18 protein-coding genes and 1 tRNA gene are annotated in these 19795 nt (G+C 66.5%); 8 read left to right on the forward strand and 11 right to left on the reverse strand.

The features are described 5' to 3' along the window. The first annotated feature begins 227 nt into the window (after positions 1 to 227). From A7W11_RS20465 to A7W11_RS20480, 4 genes are all read left to right on the forward strand, one after another. Positions 228 to 303: transfer RNA gene (locus A7W11_RS20465), tRNA-Phe, on the forward strand. Positions 304 to 457: 154 nt separating this feature from the next. After that, positions 458 to 721 carry a DUF3253 domain-containing protein gene (locus tag A7W11_RS29175; RefSeq protein ID WP_082887388.1) on the forward strand — a complete coding sequence of 88 codons (264 nt, stop codon included), beginning with the start codon at positions 458 to 460 and terminating at the stop codon, positions 719 to 721. Positions 722 to 782: 61 nt separating this feature from the next. Beyond that, positions 783 to 1046 (forward strand): helix-turn-helix domain-containing protein, encoded by a 264-nt coding sequence (locus tag A7W11_RS20475; protein ID WP_066418212.1) that lies wholly within the window; start codon positions 783 to 785, stop codon positions 1044 to 1046. Positions 1047 to 1054: 8 nt separating this feature from the next. After that, positions 1055 to 2275 carry a type II toxin-antitoxin system HipA family toxin gene (locus A7W11_RS20480; protein ID WP_066418218.1) on the forward strand — a complete coding sequence of 407 codons (1221 nt, stop codon included), beginning with the start codon at positions 1055 to 1057 and terminating at the stop codon, positions 2273 to 2275. A 50-nt stretch (positions 2276 to 2325) separates the two neighbouring features. Here the strand turns inward: A7W11_RS20480 and A7W11_RS29010 are convergent, their stop codons facing one another. After that, positions 2326 to 3957 carry a methyl-accepting chemotaxis protein gene (locus A7W11_RS29010; RefSeq protein ID WP_066418228.1) on the reverse strand — a complete coding sequence of 544 codons (1632 nt, stop codon included), beginning with the start codon at positions 3955 to 3957 and terminating at the stop codon, positions 2326 to 2328. A 427-nt stretch (positions 3958 to 4384) separates the two neighbouring features. On the opposite strand from A7W11_RS29010, the gene A7W11_RS20490 reads away from it, so the two are divergent. Continuing rightward, positions 4385 to 5602, forward strand: a complete 1218-nt coding sequence (locus tag A7W11_RS20490) for a DUF1444 domain-containing protein (RefSeq protein WP_066418233.1) — start codon at positions 4385 to 4387, stop codon at positions 5600 to 5602. 67 nt (positions 5603 to 5669) lie between these two features. Here A7W11_RS20490 and A7W11_RS20495 read toward each other — a convergent pair whose 3' ends face one another. The 6 genes from A7W11_RS20495 to A7W11_RS20515 all read right to left on the reverse strand — a co-directional run bounded on the left by A7W11_RS20495 (position 5670) and on the right by A7W11_RS20515 (position 10833). Then, positions 5670 to 6326 (reverse strand): SMI1/KNR4 family protein, encoded by a 657-nt coding sequence (locus A7W11_RS20495; protein ID WP_066418244.1) that lies wholly within the window; start codon positions 6324 to 6326, stop codon positions 5670 to 5672. Positions 6327 to 6469: 143 nt separating this feature from the next. Next, positions 6470 to 7975: a 5-methyltetrahydropteroyltriglutamate--homocysteine methyltransferase gene (locus A7W11_RS20500; protein ID WP_066418247.1), complete on the reverse strand. Its 1506-nt coding sequence runs from the start codon at positions 7973 to 7975 to the stop codon at positions 6470 to 6472. Between the two features lie 18 nt (positions 7976 to 7993). Then, positions 7994 to 9568: a hypothetical protein gene (locus A7W11_RS20505; protein ID WP_218188618.1), complete on the reverse strand. Its 1575-nt coding sequence runs from the start codon at positions 9566 to 9568 to the stop codon at positions 7994 to 7996. A gap of 22 nt (positions 9569 to 9590) precedes the next feature. Continuing rightward, positions 9591 to 10124: a hypothetical protein gene (locus A7W11_RS28535; RefSeq protein WP_218188619.1), complete on the reverse strand. Its 534-nt coding sequence runs from the start codon at positions 10122 to 10124 to the stop codon at positions 9591 to 9593. Positions 10125 to 10170: 46 nt separating this feature from the next. Next, positions 10171 to 10533: a DsrE family protein gene (locus tag A7W11_RS20510; protein ID WP_066125275.1), complete on the reverse strand. Its 363-nt coding sequence runs from the start codon at positions 10531 to 10533 to the stop codon at positions 10171 to 10173. A 54-nt stretch (positions 10534 to 10587) separates the two neighbouring features. After that, positions 10588 to 10833, reverse strand: coding sequence for a sulfurtransferase TusA family protein (locus A7W11_RS20515; RefSeq protein ID WP_066418254.1), 246 nt, complete (start codon positions 10831 to 10833; stop codon positions 10588 to 10590). Positions 10834 to 11229: 396 nt separating this feature from the next. Between A7W11_RS20515 and A7W11_RS20520 the strand changes: the two genes are divergently transcribed. The 3 genes from A7W11_RS20520 (at position 11230) to A7W11_RS20530 (ending at position 13443) form a co-directional block, all read left to right on the forward strand. Beyond that, the gene (locus A7W11_RS20520) at positions 11230 to 11937 is read left to right on the forward strand and encodes a Crp/Fnr family transcriptional regulator (RefSeq protein WP_066418257.1); all 708 of its coding nucleotides are present in this window, start codon (positions 11230 to 11232) and stop codon (positions 11935 to 11937) included. A gap of 124 nt (positions 11938 to 12061) precedes the next feature. After that, positions 12062 to 12322 carry a DUF4148 domain-containing protein gene (locus A7W11_RS20525; RefSeq protein ID WP_066418259.1) on the forward strand — a complete coding sequence of 87 codons (261 nt, stop codon included), beginning with the start codon at positions 12062 to 12064 and terminating at the stop codon, positions 12320 to 12322. Positions 12323 to 12339: 17 nt separating this feature from the next. Further along, positions 12340 to 13443 (forward strand): porin, encoded by a 1104-nt coding sequence (locus A7W11_RS20530; RefSeq protein ID WP_066418262.1) that lies wholly within the window; start codon positions 12340 to 12342, stop codon positions 13441 to 13443. A 128-nt stretch (positions 13444 to 13571) separates the two neighbouring features. Here the strand turns inward: A7W11_RS20530 and A7W11_RS20535 are convergent, their stop codons facing one another. From A7W11_RS20535 to A7W11_RS20550, 4 genes are all read right to left on the reverse strand, one after another. Next, positions 13572 to 14636, reverse strand: coding sequence for a toprim domain-containing protein (locus A7W11_RS20535; RefSeq protein ID WP_066419313.1), 1065 nt, complete (start codon positions 14634 to 14636; stop codon positions 13572 to 13574). A gap of 193 nt (positions 14637 to 14829) precedes the next feature. After that, entirely contained in the window at positions 14830 to 17640 is a 2811-nt protein-coding gene (locus A7W11_RS20540) for an ATP-binding protein (protein ID WP_066418265.1), read from the reverse strand. Beyond that, positions 17640 to 18359, reverse strand: a complete 720-nt coding sequence (locus tag A7W11_RS20545) for a DUF4194 domain-containing protein (protein ID WP_066418276.1) — start codon at positions 18357 to 18359, stop codon at positions 17640 to 17642. Before A7W11_RS20545 ends, A7W11_RS20540 begins: the two co-directional genes overlap by 1 nt. Further along, on the reverse strand, positions 18356 to 19693 hold the full coding sequence (locus A7W11_RS20550) for a hypothetical protein (protein ID WP_066418279.1): 1338 nt from the start codon (positions 19691 to 19693) through the stop codon (positions 18356 to 18358). The genes A7W11_RS20545 and A7W11_RS20550 overlap by 4 nt, the downstream gene beginning before the upstream one ends. Positions 19694 to 19795: the final 102 nt, after the last annotated feature.

A 19795-nucleotide genomic window follows, 5' to 3' on the forward strand; every position in this document is an offset into this window, starting at 1 on the left:
GGTGTCGGCGCTGGGCGCCGGCGTGTACGGGTAGCTTGTACACACGGATGTAACAGAGAACAACCCAGGATTATACGCCCAGGGTTTCCCCTGAGGTTGTTGGATGGCATCAATGAGGGGTTGGGGGCGTCCTGTGGGTGAGGTCAGTGTTGATGGAACTCGGCGAAGAAATTTGGTGCCAGTTCCTGCACGCGTTGAAAAATTCATGTATAGTTGCGGTCTTCGTTGGCCTGGTAGCTCAGTTGGTAGAGCAGCGGATTGAAAATCCGCGTGTCGGTGGTTCGATTCCGCCCCAGGCCACCAAAAAGATTTCCAAAGGGCTGCGCTGACGCGCAGCCCTTTTGCATTGGTGCCGTCAAAGCAGTCAAAAACACCCCTGCAGCGACGCACGCATGGCGCTACGTCAGGTTCGCAAGCCTCACACGCGCTTACGGCCTACCCATGCAACGATCAGCGCATGCATTGCTCCGACCAACACATCCACGACACGATTCTCTGCCTGCTCAACCAACGCGAGCCGGGCGCGACCGTCTGTCCGTCGGAGGTCGCAAGGACGTTGGCACCAAACGACTGGCGGCCATTGATGCCCCGGGTGCGTGAAGTGGCCATCGACATGGCCAGACGCAGCGCCTTGACCATTCGCCAAAAGGGCCACAACGTGGATCCCAAAGATCAACCTCATGGCCCGATTCGGCTAGGCATGCCTCACCAACAAGGTTGACCGCCGCTTGTTTGCTAGTTAAAACTAGCAAATCAACATAAATCCTTTTAGAACGTCAGTTATGACTGACAAAATCCTGTTCCTAAACCAGCTTGCCCCGATCTTGAAAGCCCACCGCGAAACCGCTGGGCTCTCGAAGACGGAGCTCGCCCATCGCGCCGGAAAAGTGCGTGAGGTGATCTATCGTATCGAGTCAGGCGAAGACGTCACCGTGTCCTCACTACTGGCCGTGCTTGGCGCCATGGGCCTGGCGTTGCAGATCACCCGTGCAGGCATGCCGACGATGCAGGAAGTCGCAGACCATTTCTCACGCGACGAGGACTGAGCGCAGCCATGCTTCCGGACAAAATTCCGCTGCTGCAGATCGCCATTGCAAACGAGCCCGATGCCGGGCAGTTGCTGAAGCAGTCGAGGTATGAATTCCGCTATCTGGGCCCCGATCCCGATCAGACCTCGCTGGCCCTGCTGATGCCCGCCGCCGATCGCCTGACCTGGCAGGACGGCGATCTGTTTCCCGTGATGGACCAGAATCTGCCGGAAGGCGACCTCTACATGCGGCTACGCGCTGCGTTTCCCAAGCAGCCGCTGACACCCATGCATCTGCTGGCCCTGAGCGGCCAGAACAGCATTGGCCGGATCGGCTATCGCTTGCCGGATAGCCCTTGCGTCCCTGCCCCCCCCACGCTCGACAAGCGTACGTTGCTGTCGACGCGCTACACCCCCGAGGTGTTCGACGAACTGGTAAGCGCCTACCTGAGCACAGGCGCCGGGATTGCAGGCATGCAACCCAAGATCATGGTGCCCGACCGGCCGACCGTACCTATCTCGTCATTGATCGTCAAAGCCGCCAGCCCCGCCTACCCCGGCTTGGCAGCCAATGAATTCCTGTGCCTGAGCGCGGCGCGGCTGGCAGGCATCGACACCCCCGATTTTGCGCTGTCGGACGATGGGCAGATGCTGGTGCTGGACCGCTTCGATCTGGTCACGAAAACCGATGGAACATTAGAACGGCTGGGGTTCGAGGATATTGCCGCGCTGGCGGGCCTGCGGGTGCGCGATGTGCTGGCCGACCGCAAGTACCAAGGCAGTTATGAGCGCGTGGCCCAGTTGCTCATCCAATTGCAGTTACCCAGGCACAACCTGCTGCGATTCTTCGAGCAAGTCGCTTTCAGCATCATGGTCCGCAACGGTGATGGCCATCTGAAGAACTATGGTGTGCTGTACCGCTCGGCCAGCGAGGCCTGGTTGGCTCCCATGTTCGACGTCGTAACGACCGCAGTCTATCGGTATGCCCGCTACGACGGGGGGCCAGAACTGGAAGACAGGACGATGGCGCTGAAGCTTTTTGCCGGCAAGCACCAGACGAAGACCTATCCCACTGAAGACGAGTTGCTGCGGTTCGGCAGCAAGGTATGCGGGGTCAGCAATCCTCGCGAAGTGCTGCGCCGCATCGGTGAAGGCATGTCCGCCGCCATGCGCCAGGCGCAAGGCGATGAACGCATCCCCCGGGCACTGCGTACTGATATGGCCCGGGCCTGGCAGATGTCAGCCTGAAGCTTGGGCACACAATGGGCGGGATAGCATCGCAGCCCTCCTTGCGTCGATCAGTGCGCCATCTCCAGCGCCCCCGCCCGGCCGCCATACCCCACCTGCCCCGCCGACACCTCGATCACCTGCCCCGACGCCAGCTTGAAGATCGCCACGGCCCCACGCAGCTTCTCCGCCTGTATTTCCAGCGACGACGCCGCCGCCGACGCCTCTTCCACCAGCGCCGCGTTCTGCTGCGTCACCGCATCCATCTGCGACACGGCCTGATTCACCTGCTGGATCCCGGCCGACTGTTCCGCCGAGGCCGAGGAAATCTCGGCAATGATGCTGCTGACGCGATGCACGGCGCTCACGATCTCGCGCATGGTGGCGCCGGCGCTTTCCACCTGGCCCGCGCCCTGCCGCACCTTGCCGTTGGAATCGTCGATCAGCGACTTGATCTCCTTGGCGGCCTGCGCGCTGCGTTGCGCCAACGCACGCACTTCCGACGCCACCACGGCAAAGCCCTTGCCCTGCTCGCCGGCGCGCGCGGCTTCCACGGCCGCGTTCAGCGCCAGGATGTTGGTCTGGAACGCGATGCTGTCGATCACGCCGACGATCTCGGCAATGCGGCGCGAGCTGTCGGAAATCGCCTGCATGGTGGTGACGACTTCGTCGACCACGTCGCCGCCCCGCTGCGCCACGTCGGAAGCTTCCTGCGCCAGCTGGTTGGCGCCGCGCGAGTTCTCGGCGTTCTGGTGCACGGTGGACGCCAGTTCTTCCATGCTGGCGGCGGTCTCTTCCAGGGACGCAGCCTGTTCTTCCGTTCGGGAAGACAGATCTGAGTTGCCCGCGGCGATCTCGCGCGAGCCGGTATGGATCTGCTCCACGCCGTCTCGCACGGTGGACACGGTGCGGATCAAGCCGTCCTGCATGCTCTTGACGGCGGCGAACAGCACGCCGATCTCGTTCTTCGAGGCCGCCACGATACGGCCGGTCAGGTCGCCGGCAGCGATCCGTTCGAAGATCTGCGCGGCTTCGCGCAGCGGCTTGAAGACGCGGCTGTTGAACAGATAGAGCATGCCCGCCATCAGCAGCAGCACCACCAGGCCGCCCACGGCCAGCGCAATCACCGCACGCGCGATGGTGGCGGAGGCGTCGTCCGAAATCTGCGCGCCGACCTTGCTGGCATAGTCGACGTAGGCCAGCAGGCTCTTGGTGAACGCCGCCCCCATCGGCGTGACCTTCTGGTCGTTCAGCGTCAGGGTCTGCTGCAGATTGCCCGCCAACGCAGCCTGGACCAAGGGATCGTAGGCTTCCTTGCGATAGGCCTCGTAGCTGCTGATCATGTCGCGATACAGCGGACCACCTTCGGCGGACGTATCCGGATGCGCCCGCAGCGTCTTGACGTACCCATCGGCGCGTTCGTTGTAGGGAATGGCGCGCTGCGCGATCTTCTTGGCGTCTTCGATATCGCCGTCCTTCATGCGCGCAACGGCATTCACGATGGCAAGCCGCGCGCGCAACAGTTCACTGGCCAGGCGATGCGCCTGGTCGCCACGCACGACGTTGTTGTCCAGCAGTTCCTGGATCGCTACCCGATTGGTTTCCAGCATGCGATAGCCGGCGATGCCGGTTGCCAGAAACAGCAGAAAACAGATGCCCAGCGCCCACATCAGGAGGGCGCGAATGCTCAGATTGGTAAACATGGAATTCCAGACTCGCCGTGCATGAGCCCGCTGCTCCCCCGCGGACTCATGAAAAAGACAAAAATATGACTGTTATGACATCATTAACGGCTTGCCCGGTGGCAACTTAACGACGTTGGAGAAAGATCGGGAGTTTTGCCGACATATGCAGACTATTGCGCCTTGGCGGCTCTGAGACATTCAATCGTTGCGAACGTCCTACCGCAGCCTGAATGGCGTCGCTTATGTCGACGACCTTGCAAACGCGCGTTACACCTGCACGCCTTTCGCACGGACCATCCCGCTGGCAATCCCGCAGGCGCGTGATATGTTGGCCCCGCAGTTTTCGGCTCGCCATCGCCTACGCGCAGGACTCCACCGCGCGGCACGAACGACATAGGCCAGACTGGCGATCCGCTCCGCCACGAAAAACAACCGGGAGCGTGCCTTGGGTTTGTTCGATATCTTCTCTTCCACCCCGTCCCGCGACAAGTTCGCGCAGATGGTCCGCCAGCAGGCCGCGCGGTCTGGCCTGACGCAGGATATGGTCTATTCCGAGCGCGATTTCTCGCTGCTGCACGGCGAGGGCCGGAAGCAGGTGTTCAACCTGCACAATGCCTACCATGACTACTGCGCGGCGCCCAAGGCCGAGCGCGCCAACGTACTGAACAAGTACCTGGCGGTGCTGCGGCAACCCGAGACGCCCAACACCTACGCGGATGCCCGGCCCTACCTGCGGCCCATCATCCGCAGCAAGACGTTCCCCGAGACCATGCGGCTGACGCACGCCGCCAATGGCGACGACAAACCCTACGAGGATTCCAGCCGCGTGTTCAGCGAAGACGCCGTGCTGATGATCGCCTTCGATACGCCCGAGACGATGTCCAGCGTCGGCATCGAGCAGATCCGCGAATGGGGCATGACGTTCGACGCCGTCTTCGCCGATGCGATAGACAATCTGCGCGGACTGGGCGCGGAGCAGTTCGTCGAGGTGGCCCCGGGCGTATATCGCGGCACGTGGAACGATGCCTACGACTCGTCGCGCTGCCTGCTGCCGGACATGATGCACCGCACGCCGGCCGGCACCGATTGCGTCATCATGATTCCCACGCGCGGCTGCCTGCTGGTGGCCTCGGCGCGCGACGTGAACGCGCAACGCGCCATGGTGGCCGTGGCCCAGGAAACGCTGGCCGCCGAGCAGCGCGCCGTGTCATCCCATATGTACCGCATCCACGACGGCCGGCTGGAAGCCGTCGTGCCGCAGGACGCGGACACCGCGCAACGGCTGGCCGACCTGCAACGCCACGGCTCGGCCGATGCCTATCAGGTGCAGAAGGATCTGCTGGAACGCCTGCACGAGGCGCAAGGCATCGACCTTTTCGTGGCCAGCTGCAAGCTGATCCAGCAGCAGGACACGGGACGGCTGAACACCTACGCGGTCTGGACCAAGGACGTGGATACGCTGCTGCCCCGCACGGACCTGATTGCGCTGCTGGTGATCGGCGAAGACGGCGAACCGAAGGCCGATGTCTTCACGACGTGGGACGCCATGTTCGCGGAATGCAGCGGATTGCTGGAGCCCGTGGCGGACGGCTATCCCGTGCGCTATCGCACCCGCGGGTTTCCCAGCGAGGAACAGTTCGCGCGCTTGCCCGCCGCGAACTGATGTCCGCCGGCAAGGTGCAAGAAAGCCCGGCGACCGCGCCGAGCCTTGCCGCGCAGGACGGCGCGCGTTATTCGATATCCCAGCGCGCCACGACCGTGAACCAGATCGGCGACGACCGCTTGAAGCGCTCGGCGCCGTTTTCGGCGTCTTCCTGAGGCAACAGCGACGGCACGGTCTCGGGCTTGGCCTTCGGGCCGGTGCGGAACGTGCGCTTTTGCACGGACAAGCGGGCCGGCGCCGAGATGATCTTGGCGTGATGCTCGGGCAGCGCGGGCGCGGTCACTTCCAGGCTGGCGCGCATCGCCTTGCCGATTTCCTGTGTGTCGTCGCCCAGGTACGACAGGTTGGCGTAGCTGGCCAGGTACGTGCCCGCCACGAAATCGGCGAAGCTGTCGTACTCGATGTCGTTCTCGTCATCGTCGTGCCAGACCATGGACACGCCCTGGCGGCCATCGGCCAGGCGCACCAGACAGTACGCATCGCCCGCGCCGCTTTCGGCGAAGGGAAAGAAACGGATGCCATCCTGCGCCTCGGGGTTCAGCCACTCGTCGATGACCTGCTGGCACTGCTCGGGCGAGATCCACTCGAAGTCGTAGACATCCGCCATCGCCGGCGTGTCGGCATCGGCGTGGGCCACGCCCTCGCCATACCAGGCCGCCAGTTCGGGCGGCAACTCGAAGCCGGCCTTTTGCGCGATGTCAGTGAACGATTTGAGCAGATCCATGCGTGACTCCAGAAAAAGATTCCCGCATTCTAGCTAGGCCACGGCACATGGCTACATGACAGACTTCAGACAAATCGAAACAGAGTGGCTTGCGCCGCCTCGTTTCCGGCGCGATTCCGCGCCTGAACGCGGCCCTCCCCTCGCTACCGAAAACGCGCCGCCGCCCGGGCGATCACCTGCAGCTTGTCCTGCGCGATCTGCGTGGAACAGATCGGGTTGTCCGCGAAGGTGGCGAAGCCGCAATCGGGATGCAGCAGCAACCTGTCGCGGCCGAACAACGCAATGCCGCGCTCGATACGGGCCGCGACGGCATCCTCGGTTTCGATGGCCTGGTCCTTCTGGTTGACCACGCCGATGCCGATGCGGGCATGGTCGGGCAGCGCCTTCAGCATGGCCACGTCGCCCGCGCGCGGCGTGCACATCTCCAGCAGATAGGCGCCCACCTTCACCTGCGCCAGCATGGGCAGAAGCGGCGCGTAGTCGCCCGACAAGGCCACGCTTTCATCGGGGGTCCAGTTGCCTCGGCACACATGCAGGGCCGTGCGGTCCATCGGCATGCCGTCCAGTACGGCGTTCAGCAGGTCGCGCGCGAAATCCAGTTCCTGGTCCGGCGCCAGCGATTCGGACAAGGCGCCGCACATGAAGCTGCGCTTGTTCTTGGCGCCCGAGAACACCACCTCGGACAGCACGGGCTCGTCCAGCTGCACCAGCGAAGCGCCGGCATCCAGCAGTTCGGCCAGTTCCTCGCGCAACACGCGCACCACGTCGGCCGCCAGTTCCTCGCGGCTGTCGTAGGCGCGGTCGGAGATGCACTCCATCCACATCGTGCGCGTCAGCAGGTACGGGCCCGGCAGCGCGACCTTCACCGGCTTGCCGGTGACCGAGCGCGCGAAATCCACCTCGTGCGCCACCAGCGGACGCGAGCGCGACAGGTGGCCGAAGACGGCCGGATGCCGCACGTCGCCGGCCGGAATGTCCAGCGCGCGCAGCTCGGCGGCAAATTCTTCCGGATCGTCGACCAGCGGCAGCAGGTCGGTCAGCGGAATCAACTGGCAATTGTCCAGACGCGAGGCCACGAAGCTGGCGTAGCTGTCGCGCCGCTGCTCGCCGTCGGTGACCAGGTCCACGCCCGCTTTCTCCTGCGCGGAGATGGCCAGGCGCACGGCGTCGTCGGCGGTCTCGTGGAACGAGGCCTCGGGCAGGCGGCCTTCGACGTGGGCGTGCATGGCATCGATCATCCAGCGCGGACGCGGCCAGCTGCCCATGCCGGTCACCGCCAGGGCCGGCACGGGCGCGGCCGCGACGGGCTGGCGGCGCTCGCGCGGCGCGGCCGGCGCGGACGCCTGGACGGACACCGCGGCGGGCGCGGCCGGCACGGCATCGCGTTCGGCCAGCTTGCCCTTGCACACCAGGAAGCTGCGCTGGCCGTTGTGCTTGGTCCACGAGATCAGCTCGTTGCCGGTCAGGCGGCACCAGGCGGGCAGGTCTTCATCGACCGAGATCTCGCGCGACTGGATTTCGAGCAAGCCGCCGCGCGGCAGCGGATCGATGTGCTTGCGGATCAGCAGCAGCAGACCGTTGCCGCAATCGAGATCGCCGCCGTCGAAGCTGACGTCGGGCGAGAGGGTGTGCGTGGTGACGGGTTCCATGTCGATGCTCCTGTGCGCCTACGGACGGCGGCGGCGGCCCCACTCGAAGCCCACGCCCAGGCAGGCCAGCGCGAGGATGGCGATGACGATGATCAGCGAGGGCGACAGGCCGCCGCTGGACGGCGCGGTGGGCGCAGGAGCCTGGGCTGCGGCCGGCGCCGGCGTGGCGGGCACGGCGGCCGCGCCGGTGTCGGCGCGTTGCGCGGCGGCGTAGGTGCGGGCCAGCATGGCGCGGCCCACGTCGAACAGGATGGCCTGGCCGGCCACGCGGCCCTGGCCCAGCACCAGGTCGACGTTGGTCACGTCGGGACCGCCCAGGTTGATCGAACGCGCGCCGTCACGGTCCTGCACGTGCCAGCCGGTGACCTTGCCGTCGGCCACGGAATCGACCACGACCTTGAAATAGCCTTCGGGACCGGAGTAGGACTCGCCCGGCTTCAGGCGGATCTCTTCCTTGTTGACCAGCATGAAACCGAACTCATGGCCCGTGGGGCAGCCCACCGGGTAGCCCGTGAACCGGGTGTCGTGCACGTAGTCCTGGCCGTAGCGCACGCTGAAGGCCTTGCCATAGACCTTCAGGTTAGCCTTGTCGCCTTCGAACGCCGTGGGCCACGGCGACAGGAAGGCCACCATGTCGCCGTCCTCGAACACCAGTGCCTTGCGGGCATCGGTATCCTCGATCAGGCGTTCCGGCTGGATGGGGCCCAGCGTGCGCGAGGCCGTCACCTTGCCATCCTGCAGCACTTCCAGGCTGACCGTGCCCTTTGCCGCGTCCACGGCGGCCACGCGCACGGTGCGCGCGCCGACCTGCCACTGCTCGCCCGCCGCCGCCAAACCCTTGTGGACGGTTTCTTCCGCGTACAGCATGCGATCGGTGCGCACGCCGCTCAGCCAGTCGAACACCATCTGCTTCGGCGTGACTTCACGCGCCTGGCCCTGGTTGTACAGCTGGTTGAAGCGCGTGCCCCACCAGTTGGTCTGGCTGGCCGACAGGATGGGATTGCCGAACGCCCACTCCCAGTCGGTGCCCGAGATGCTGCGCACGTGCAGCGCGTGATTGGTCGTGGTCTCGTGGCCGACCGTCGCGTAGTAGTGATAGACCTGGCCGCCCACGGCCACGCTGCCGCCGGCCGGGATGGTGACGTTCTCCTGCACCTCGATCGACATGTCGTAGTCGATGTAGGTGGTCATGCGGCCCAGCACCGGCACCTGCTCGCCACGCAGGGCCACTTCGCCGCCCCAGGTGTCTTCCAGGTAGAACAGGCCACCCGCGGGAATCACCACTTCGCCGTTCTCGACCCGGCTCTGGCGGATGAACACGCCGTCGTACTTGGGAATCTTGCGGCCGAAGTCGTCGGTGACCATGCGGTACTGCGGCAGGCCGGGCAGGCCCGGCACGTAGGCCGGCTTGACCGGACGCTCCGCGATCAGCGAAAACGGCGGCGGAGCCTTCGTCTCGGGCGCGATGGGATGCGCCAGCGGCATGCCGGGACGTGCCGGCGTCAGGACGGAGGCGTAGTCGGTCGCGGCAACAGCCGATGCCGCGTGCAGACAGGCCAGTGCGGCTGCGACGGCCGCGAAACGGGTTTTCATGCGTAGTCCTTTCTTGTGATTCTCAAGCCTGCGCCGCGGGATGCGAACCCGGCTGGCGCGGCGGCAGTGCGCAGGCATTGGCGCGCCGCGACAGGAACAGCACCCCCCACCCCGTCAGCAACAGGGTGTTCAGGGCGATGAGCGATTTGGGCACATCGGCCAGGAAGCCCCCCGCGATGCCCAGCCCGACCACCGACAGCGCGGGCGCCAGGCAGCTGACGCACAGCGCGGACACCGCCAGCACGCCGCTGCCCGCGGCCACGCCGGCCGAGGCCTTGCCGCCCCGGCGGCCGATGGTCCAGGCAAAGGCCATGAAGGCCAGCGCCAGGCCGACGGTGACGGCAACGAAGTATTCCTCCTTGCGCACGAAGCTGATGGCCCAGGCCTGCGAGCGCTCGTAGGCCACGGCGCCGCTGGCCGACAGTTCGCCGGGCAGGAAGCCGCACTCTTCCGCGGCGGCGGCGGTGGCGGGCACCTCGAACACGGCATAGCTGATGGCCACATAGCCCAGCACGGCCAGAAGAAAGACGATGGACATCAAGCGACGGGGAATCATGGAGACCTTCCTGGTGAAGACGAGGGCGCCGCGGCGCCCTCGAAAATCAATAGCTGATGCTGGGAGCGTTGTCGCTCATGAACTCGACCAGCTTGGCGCCGCCGACGATCTTCGCGCCGGCCACCAGGTTGTTCTCGTCCAGGGCGCGCTTCTTGAAGCACGGCGAGCAGACGTAGATCTCGCCGCCCGCGGCCACGAAGTTGTCCATCAGTTCCTTCAGCGGCGCGAAGCCCTCTTCGTGGATGTCGTCGGCATAGCCCTTTTGCGACAGGCGGGTGCCTTCGATCGACAGGAAGACCAGGGTCTGCTTGTCGGACGCGACAGCGGCGTTGGCGACGACGAAGGCCACCGTGGCACGGTCGGTGTTGTCCTTCGAGCAGGTCAGGGAAACGACGAATTTTCCAGCCATGGTGAATCTCCGTATCAAAAGTGAGAAGAAAAAGGCGATGACGGGATCGCCGGCCTACCAGTCCAACCGCGACCGTATCCAGAAGGTGTGGGTCTCGGGTTCGTAGCGTTCGAGTTCGTTGCGGGTCATGCGGCAGAATGCTGGAATGTCGTGGATCGCGCCCGCGTCATGCGCCACCACGCGCATCACCTGTCCGGGCATGCGCTTGAGATGCTTGCGCAGCTTCAGGATGAGCTCGCCGCAGCCCATCCCGCCCGCATCCCAGAAATCGGCCCCGTCGCCGGGGGTCGTTGTCGACATGACTGACTCGCAGAGTTGTGCCGCCGCGCGGACCGGCGCAGGCGGGATGAAAAAAATTCCGGCGTGGGGCATGCCCCCGCCCGATCGGCGCGCCAGCCCAGGCAGGCGCGCGGCGCACGGATTCAGGACGGGGGATGAATGCGTAGATAGACGGTCATGGCAAGGACCTTGCACAGTCGGGCCGCAGAGGTCGGCCGCGCAGCATATGGCCGGAAGAAATAAGCACATATATTACCGCCCCTTACCGGCGAGCAGTCAGCCACACGACAGGCAAATCGGACGTCCGCCTATTTCGCCAGAAATGAAAAACTGATTCCAACGGCGGTACAAGCAGGACGGGCCTATCATCGGGTACGCGCGCGCCCGCTGGCACGCGCTTTCTATTCCCGTTCCTCCATGCCGTCCGCCCTCCCCCCCAGTTCCCTGGCCCTGCGCCGGATCCCTCTGCTCGACGTGCTGTCCACGGCGCAGCTGGATGCCCTGGCCGTGCAGTGCCAGTGGCTGCGCCTGGACGTGCAACAGGCATTGCCCGACAGCCGGCAGGACCAGGAGTCGCTGTACTTCCTGGTGTCGGGACACATCCGCATCATGACCCACGCGGCCAACGGCAAGACGGTCACCATCGCCGACATGGCGCCGGGCGACCACTTCGGCGAGATGGCGGCCATCGGCGGCGCGGCGACCGCGCAGGAGCGCGTGGCCGTCGAACCCAGCCTGGTGGCCCGCCTGGATCACGGCGGTTTCCTGCAATGGCTGCGCGATGAGCCCCAACTGTCCTATCGCCTGCTGTGCGGCCTGACAGACAAGACACGCGCGCTCTACCAGCGTGTGGTCGAACTCAGCACCCTGGACGTGCGCAGCCGCCTGCTGGCGCAGTTGCTGCGGCTCGTGCACTCCGCCGGCGTCGACGACAACCGGGCCTGCATCGCCCACGCCCCCGCGCACAGCGCGCTGGCCAGCATGATCGGCACCAGCCGCGAGCAGGTCACGCGCGAGATGAGCGCCCTGACGCGCAAGGGCCTGTTGAACAAAAGCGGCCACGTGCTTTGCGTGACCGACGTCGCGGCGCTGGCTCGGCAGTTCGAGCAGCACGCCTCGGCATGACCGAATCGCGCGCACAGTGTGAGAAAACGCACAGGCTGCCGGACACGGCGCTCTCCATAATCGTTCGTGCGGAAATGGCGTAGCTACGCCCCTTCCCTCCATAACATCCAAAGGAGATCGCATCATGCTGACCAGGCAAATGCTGCTGGCCGCCTCGGCGCTGCTCATCGCGCACGCCGCCACGGCGCAAACCGCCCCCACCCCGGCGCAGCCTTCCCCCAATGCCCCCCTGACCCGCGAAGCCGTCCAGCAGGACCTCGACGCCTGGGTGAAGTCGGGCATGGCCGAGCTGACCCGCCGCGAGGAAACCCCCGACACGAATTCGGCCGAGTACCAGCGACGCCTCGCCCGATACCACGAACTGCGTCGCCAACAACCACATTGATCAACTGAAAGCACACCATGAAAAAAACATTGTTCGCCGCTGCCCTGGCAGTGGGTTACGTTGGCGCGGCCCAGGCCGCCGACAGCGTCACCCTGTATGGCCTGATCGACTCGGGCATTGGCTATGAACAAGTCAAGGGGCCCAATTTCAAACAAAGCCGCTTCGGCGCCGTCAACGGCGTCAGCAGTGGTTCGCGCTTCGGCATGCGCGGCAACGAGGATCTGGGCGGCGGTCTGTCGGCCATCTTCACGTTGGAAGCCGGCTACAACAGCCAGACGGGCACCTCCGCCCAGGGTGGCCGCCTGTTCGGCCGCCAGTCCACCGTCGGCCTGGCCGATGCCTCCTGGGGCAAGATCGAGTTCGGCCGCCAGACCAACATGGCGTCGAAGTACTTCGGCAGCGTGGACCCGTTCGGCACGAGCTATTCGACCGCCAATCTCGGCACGACGTTCAGCGCCGGCAACACGATGCGCCTGGACAACCTGGTGCTGTATCAATCGCCCAACTTCGGCGGTTTCAGCTTCGGCGCGGGCTACTCGTTCAATGCCGACAGCACCAGCAGCAACACCGGCTTCGCCACCAACGACAACAACCGCATCCTGACGCTGGGCGCGCGCTACACGCAGGGTCCGTTGGACCTGATCGCCGCCTATGACCGCATGAACCCGACCAACGCCCAGCCCGGTGGCCAGGACGATGCCAGGATCCAGTCGTACGTCGTCGGCGGCACCTACGACTTCGAAGTCGTGAAGCTGCACGCGACCTGGGGCCAGACCTTCGACGGCTGGTTCGTGGGCACCGGCATGGGCACGAATCCCACCGGCTTCACCCCGTTCGGCAACTACGCGCTGGCCAACGGCTCGCGCGTGGACTCGACCATGCTGGGCTTCACCCTGCCGTTGGGCAATTCCTCGGTGTTCGGTTCGTGGCAGCGCGCCGATCCCAAGAACAGCCGCCTGACCGGCGACGACAAGACGTTCAACGTCTTCGCCCTGGGCAGCACGTACAACCTGAGCAAGCGCACCAACCTGTACGCCTACGCGGCCTACGGCAACAACTACGCTTTCCAGGAAGACGTGAAGGACACGGCCGTGGCCGTGGGTATCCGCCACAAGTTCTGATCCCTCGGATCGACGCCTGAAGCAAGACGGGCCTTCTTTGCAGAAGGCCCGTCTTGCTGATGCGGCGCGACGTCGCCCCTGGCAGTGCTTGATGGCACGAGCAATCGATACAGTCCGGTCTTCAGGGCCTACAGCCAGCCTTCCTGCTCGGCTTTGCGGGAGGATGCGGCCATCGCTTCGCACAGATCCCGAAGCACGGCGGGCAAGGCGGGCCGTTGCAGCAACGCTTCGATCAAGCGGCGGTCATGGACATTCAACGGCCAATTCTGCCGGGCCGCGTCCAACTGCCTGGCATCCATCAGGTATGGCTCCCAAGGAAGCCCCAGGCCTTCCCAGAGCGAACCCACCGTGCAGGCAATATCGACGCCGGCCGGATCCGCATCCGCACTGATCCAGGCGGGCACGGGCAATAACGACAGCAGGTGCGCCATCGCCAGCAGCCATTGGCGGCCTGGGCGGCCAGGCAACCAGACCAGCGCGATCTCGGGAGCCCGCTTCGCGGCCTGGCGCTCGAAGCTGGCCCGGTTCTCGATCAGCCACCAGCGCATCGGGCCCCTGGCCGAGTCGGCGCAGCAAACATCCTCGATCGGCAGGCCCTGAAAGCGCACGGCGCCCACATCGATGCGCCGGCCCTGCCGGGATAGCGACAGGTCTCCCGCCAGCCAGATCAGCGGTGCGAAATTGGAAATATTCAGCCGTTCCAGATCGAAGCCCGCCTCCAGCCAGCGCCAGTCCGCCAGGCGGATCGACTTGGTCGTCCCCTGCGCGCGCAGCGCAAAATCGCGCCGCATGCCCTGCGCGCCGGCGTCATGCCAATCGGCCAACGCCCGCAACAGGTCAAGACGGGTATCGAGCACATCGACCCGCAGCGCCTTGTCGCCCCGCAAGCGGTCCAGGGCGTGGGCAAGCTCGTCATGCAGATCGGGATCGAGCCCGTGGGTGTCCGCCACGGCCGCGCGCGCCTCCAGCCATGCCTGGGCCCGCGCGATGCGATCCTGGCGTTGCTGTCCCCGCTCACGCGGGCCCGTGACCCCCAACAGCGTTTGCAGCCGGGGCAAGTCTCGCCACGTGACGGCGTCCCATGACCAGACGCCGCCGCGCAGCTTCTCGTGGCGAACGAGCCATCCGTGGCGCAGCAGCAAGTCGCAAAGCGTTTCGGCCCGCTCGATACCGGTCTGGCCGGCCTCGGTCATCAGGACGGTACGGTTACGGCGGCTGGCATCGGAACGTATCCAACCGCGCAGCAGCGTCTTGTCCTCCGCGCTCAAGGCCTCGGGCAAGGCGTCCGGTACGGCCCGTCGCGCGCAGCGATCACGGGCATTGCGTCCGCGCGGCACGTCGTCCCAGGCCTGTTCATGAGGGTTCGACATGCGCGCGGCGCCCCGATCAATGTTTCTCGGCGCGCCGCTGCAGCACGCCGATGGGCGGCGCCCAGCGCGCGTCGCGCGGCTTCTTCGCGGTGACCAGCGTGATGTCGGCAGGCTCGAAGACCTCGACGTTGTGCGTGATCGGCGTGGTCAGCACGTACTGCGCGCGCGTGGACTTCAGGAAGTGGCCCACCAGCTGGATGTTGCGCACGTCCAGATGCGCGAAGGGCTCGTCGATGAAGACGAAGCCACCGGGCGTTTCCTCGTCCTTCAACAGGCCCACCAGCAGGATCAGCGACTTGATCACCTGTTGCCCACCCGAGGCTTCGCCGTCGTTCAGGCCGATCTGGCCCTTGCCGTCGAAGTTGAAGCGCACGCGCAGTTCCGCCTGGCGCAGCACGGTGTCGTCGTTGTCCAGGTGCGGCATGTCGGCGCCCACCTCGACGCCGGCCAGCGTGCCCAGCTCGACAATGTTCTGCCGATAGCGCCGCACCGTGGCGCGCAGCACGTCGATATAGCGTTCGCGGGCATTGTTGACCGCCACGGCCGCCGCGTCGTTGCTGGCGCGCCGTTGACTCAGTTCGCCCTGCTGTCCAGCCACGGTGGCCTGCATCAGAACGTGTTTGTCTTCGACGGTGGGGTCGGTCTCCCATTCGCCTTCGTCCAGCTCGCGCTGCACTGTCTCGGCACGCAGGCGGGCCTGGGTGGCGTTGGTGTAGTGGTCGCGCAGTTCGTCCAGGGTATCGGCAGCGATCCAGCGCGCCGGAAAACGCTTGCGTGTCTCGCGCGAAGCCGCCGCCCGCTCGCGCAGCGCCTCATGGCGTTCACGCAGTTCACGCTCGGCGTGCTGGGCATTGCGCTCGCTGTCGGTCAGGCTGCGTTGCACGCGGTCGTATTCGGACTTGGTGCGATGCTGCGTCAGCAGCGCCTTGGAATGTTTTTCCTCCAGCGCCTGCCAGCGCTCGCCGGCCTGGGCGCGCGCCTGCTTCAAGGCCGGCAGTTCGCGGCGAGCCTGCTCGAATTCCTCGGCACGCCGGGCCAGCTCTTCGGCGGCCCGGTGCCCCTTGGCGGCGGCTTGCGCGGCCTCGGTCTGGCGGCGGATCTCGCGCTGCTTCTGCGCCAGCGCGGTCATCTCGTCATCGATGCGCGCCAGGCGCTGCTCGAGCGCGGTGCGGCGGCCCAGCACGGCGGCGGCGCCGAACTGATGCTCGGCGGGCTCCACCCACACGCTGCGGCCACCGCGCGGATCGCGGTAATAGGCCTCGGGCGTGATCCATTCGCCCCCCTGGCGGCTGCCGGCCTGCGTATCGGCCACGCGGCGGATCTGGCCCAGTTGCCGAAGCAGCCAGACCGGTGCGGACGCGGAGAAACGCAGCACGGCCAACAGGCTGTCCGGATCCGGACGGGCCGGCGCATCGGCCGACTCGGACACCAGATAGTGGCGGTAACGTTCGCGCTCGGCCAGGGCCATGGCACGGCCCTCGTCGGCGGGATTGCCCAGCACCACCACCCAGCGCGCCGCGCGCAACACGCCTTCGGCGGCGGCGCGCCATTGCTCGTCGGCGATCTCGATCACATCCGCCATCACATGATGGTCGATGTCGGCCTGGCGCAGCACGCGCTGGAAGCGCAACACTTCGGACGGCGGCGGCGCACGGCGTTGGCCTTGCAGGCCATCCAGCGACGACTGCGCGACGTCGCGCTGCGCCTGCAACGCATGCCATTGCGCGGCCAACGTGGCCTTTTCCTGTTCCAGCGTCTGCACGCGCTCGGCCAGCAAGGCGGCATCGCCTTCGACTTCGGCGAGTTTCTGCAGCTCGGCGGCGTGCTTGAGCACCTCTTCGACGGGACGCTCGGCATCACGCGCCTGTTCCTGCGCGGCACGCGCCGTGGCGCGGTCGGCTTCCAGGCGCTGCACGGCCTGCACGGCGTCCGTCTTGGCCTGCAACAGATCCAGCAACGACTGCCGGTAGCCGGCACGCTGACGCACCTCCTCGGCCTGATGCAGACGCTGGCGATGCACCTCACGCAGCTTGCCGGCCAGGTCCTGGCGCTCTTCGTGCCAGGCCAGCACGGGTACCACTTCGGTGGCCAGGCGTTCCCGCTCGCGCAGGCGCGCCTGATAGTCGCGGTAGCGCGTGACGCGCGATTCCAGGTGCGACAGCTGCAGTTGGCTGTGCGCCAGCTCGCGCTCCGCAGCCTCGACCTCTTCCAGCAATTCGCGCTGGTGGCGGCGCGCCTCTTCGTAGCGGTCCAGCACCTCCTGGTCGCCGAACACGTCGAAGACCAAGCGCAGCAGTTCCTTGGGCGAGTATTCGCACAGGCGGTCGGTCTGGCCCTGCTCGAGCGCCAGCACGCGGGCGATGGCGCGCGACAGGCCCGCGCCCTCCAGGCGCTTGCGCCAGTGCTCGATGCCCAGCCAATCCTTCTGCGGCAACTCCATCAAGGCTTCGATGGAGACGTCGCCCTCGACCATGATGTAGCGCCGTTGCCAGTCGCCGCTGTTGCGGTCGATGCGGCAGGCCAGCGTGACCTGGTCCGAATACAGCAGGTTGCGCGCGAATGGCCGGCTGGAGGTCTGGCGGCCATGCGGCTTGTTGTCCACCACGGCGCGCAGCCAGGTCATGTCGGCGTTGGCGTGGCGGGCGTAGGTCTTGTAGTTGCGGCCGCCCGAGCACTCCAGCCCCAGCAGGGTGCGCATGGCGTCCAGCAGCGTGGTCTTGCCCGACCCGTTGGGGCCGGCCACCGTGATGATGGCGCCGTCAAGCGGCAGCGAAAGCCGTTGGCAATAGTCCCATTGCAGCAGTTCCAGGCTTTGCAGGTGAAACATCAGGACTGTCCTTCCGCGGAATGGGTATCGGTGTCGGCGCCGGCTTCGACTTCGGCCAGTTCGTCCGGCTCGGCCATTTTCTGCGTGCGCGCCAGCACGCTGCCCAATGCACCATCCAGGATGCGTGACGCCATGGTGTCGTAGTCCAGCAGCAGGTCCAGCAGCGGGCCTTCGGCGATGTCGTCGCCGCGCCGCACGATGAAGCCGTGGGTTTCCAGCCGGCGCAGGTTGGTGTCCAGACGCGTCTTGCGGCCCAACTGCCCACCGAAATCGGCCAGCAGCGCCCGGTACGACACGGTGGGGCTGACCTCGGCCGCGCTGGGCATCGGCCGATCGGTCTGGAACATCTCGGTCTGCGAGTCGCCCTCGGCGCTGCTGGCACGCGCCGCCTGGCGTTCGCGCTTGGGCAGGATGATCAAGGCCCACAGCACCACCAGCAGCGAGATGCCATCGCGCGGCAGGTCCGCGTTGTTGCTGGCGTTCAGGCCGGCTTCGCCGAAGACGGCGGTTTCGGCGCCGCGCAGCAGCGCCACCGACACGTAGTCGGAATGAATGTTGTCCACCAGGCGCAGGCCCACCTGGGCCAGCCGGTCTTGCACGGCCTGCCAGAGATCGGCGTCGACCAGGGCGCGGCGCACCTTGGGATGCTTGCGGGGCAGCCAGCGGCGCGCCAGCAGTTCGGCCGCCAGCACGGCGGCTTCGTCGAGGGAATCAATCATTTTTTTTCCTGGATGTCTGGATGCAGGTTCCCCGCGCTGAGCCTGGCGACGTGCTCGTCGTCGACCTTCACCACTTTGGCGGTCAGCACCGCGCGCCACGGCGAGCGCGCCAGGTCGCCGGTCTGGCCCTGCAGCGTGCGCGCCTGCGCATCCCCCAGCAGCGGCAGCAATTGCATGCGATAGGCCGCCTGGGCAAAACGGCCGCCCAGCACGGCCTGGCCGATGGGCTGCGGCTCAGGCGGCGCGCCCTCGGCGGCCGCGCCCTGCCAATCGGCCAGCAAGCCGATCAACGCGCCCAGCTCGGCCGGCATGCGCAACGCCTCGATCTCGCCCTTGGCCGCCTCGGCAGGCGGCGGCAACCCCGTGGACCGGTGGGGATCGGGCCGGTCGCGCTCGAATTCGCCTTCGGCCACGTCCAGCAGGTCGGCGGCGCTGGCGAACAGCGGGCGCACGCCCGTGGACAGGGATTCGCCTACCAGTTCATGCAGCGCGGGATGGGATTGCAGCCAATGCCGCACGTCGGAGCTGGTGATGCCGGTGCTGCCCAGCGTGACCCGCTGGCGGTCGGCCTGCTGCATGGCCCGCGTGAATTGGCTGGCCATGGACAGCAGGCGGGCCTGGCCATGGCCCAGGGCGCGTGCCTCGCGCTCGAGGCGTGCGTCGCCATGCTCGCTGCGGATCAGGGCCGTCAACGCCTCGCCCGCGCGCTCGACCAGGCTCAGTGCCCGCTCGAAGCGCGGCTGCGCCTCGCGCAGGCGGGCTTCGGAACCGCTGGCGATGGCGTCGGCGAATTCGTCGTGCAGGCGTGCCAATTGGGCGTGCAGATGCTTGATGTGGCCGGCGTCGGACAGGCCCAGCGCCTGGGCGCCCGCGACCTGGGCCAGCAGCGCGGCCATGTCGTCGTCCTCGCTGGAGGCGCGCGACAAGGGCGCCAGCATCGCCTGCACCTGCTGCGCCAGGGGCGGCAGGTGGTAGTCCTGGGCCGTCGCATCCCACACCAGCAGGCCCAGTTCGCGCAAGCGCTTGAGCGCCATGTCCAGCGCCTCGGGCTTGAGCGCGTGCAGCAGCAGGTTCAGGTCGTCGCGTTGCAGGCGGGCCTGGGGCTGGCCGGCGATTTCCAGGAACGCCCAGACCCGCAGGCGCGCGGCCGCATGGCCGCCCGACAGCAGGCCGCGCAGGGCGTCGAGCACGTCCAGGCGCTGTCCCAGCGCCCAGGCCACCGGCGACTCGGCCGCCAGGCTCGGATCGCGGAAATAGCCCTCGAAGGTATTGCCCGCCTCGGCGTCTTCCGCCAGGGGCGAGTCGAGCGAGACGGTCTGGTCAGGGTTGGACAATGAACGGCCCGGGTAGGGGAAAACCGCACAGTTTACCGGGTGAGGCCCGCCCCGCCGAAAGCCGCTTTGAAGGCACGCGACACCGTGCCGCGTGCCGTCCCG

It is taken from the genome of Bordetella ansorpii (genome assembly GCF_900078315.1).
Classification (GTDB): domain Bacteria; phylum Pseudomonadota; class Gammaproteobacteria; order Burkholderiales; family Burkholderiaceae_B; genus Bordetella; species Bordetella ansorpii.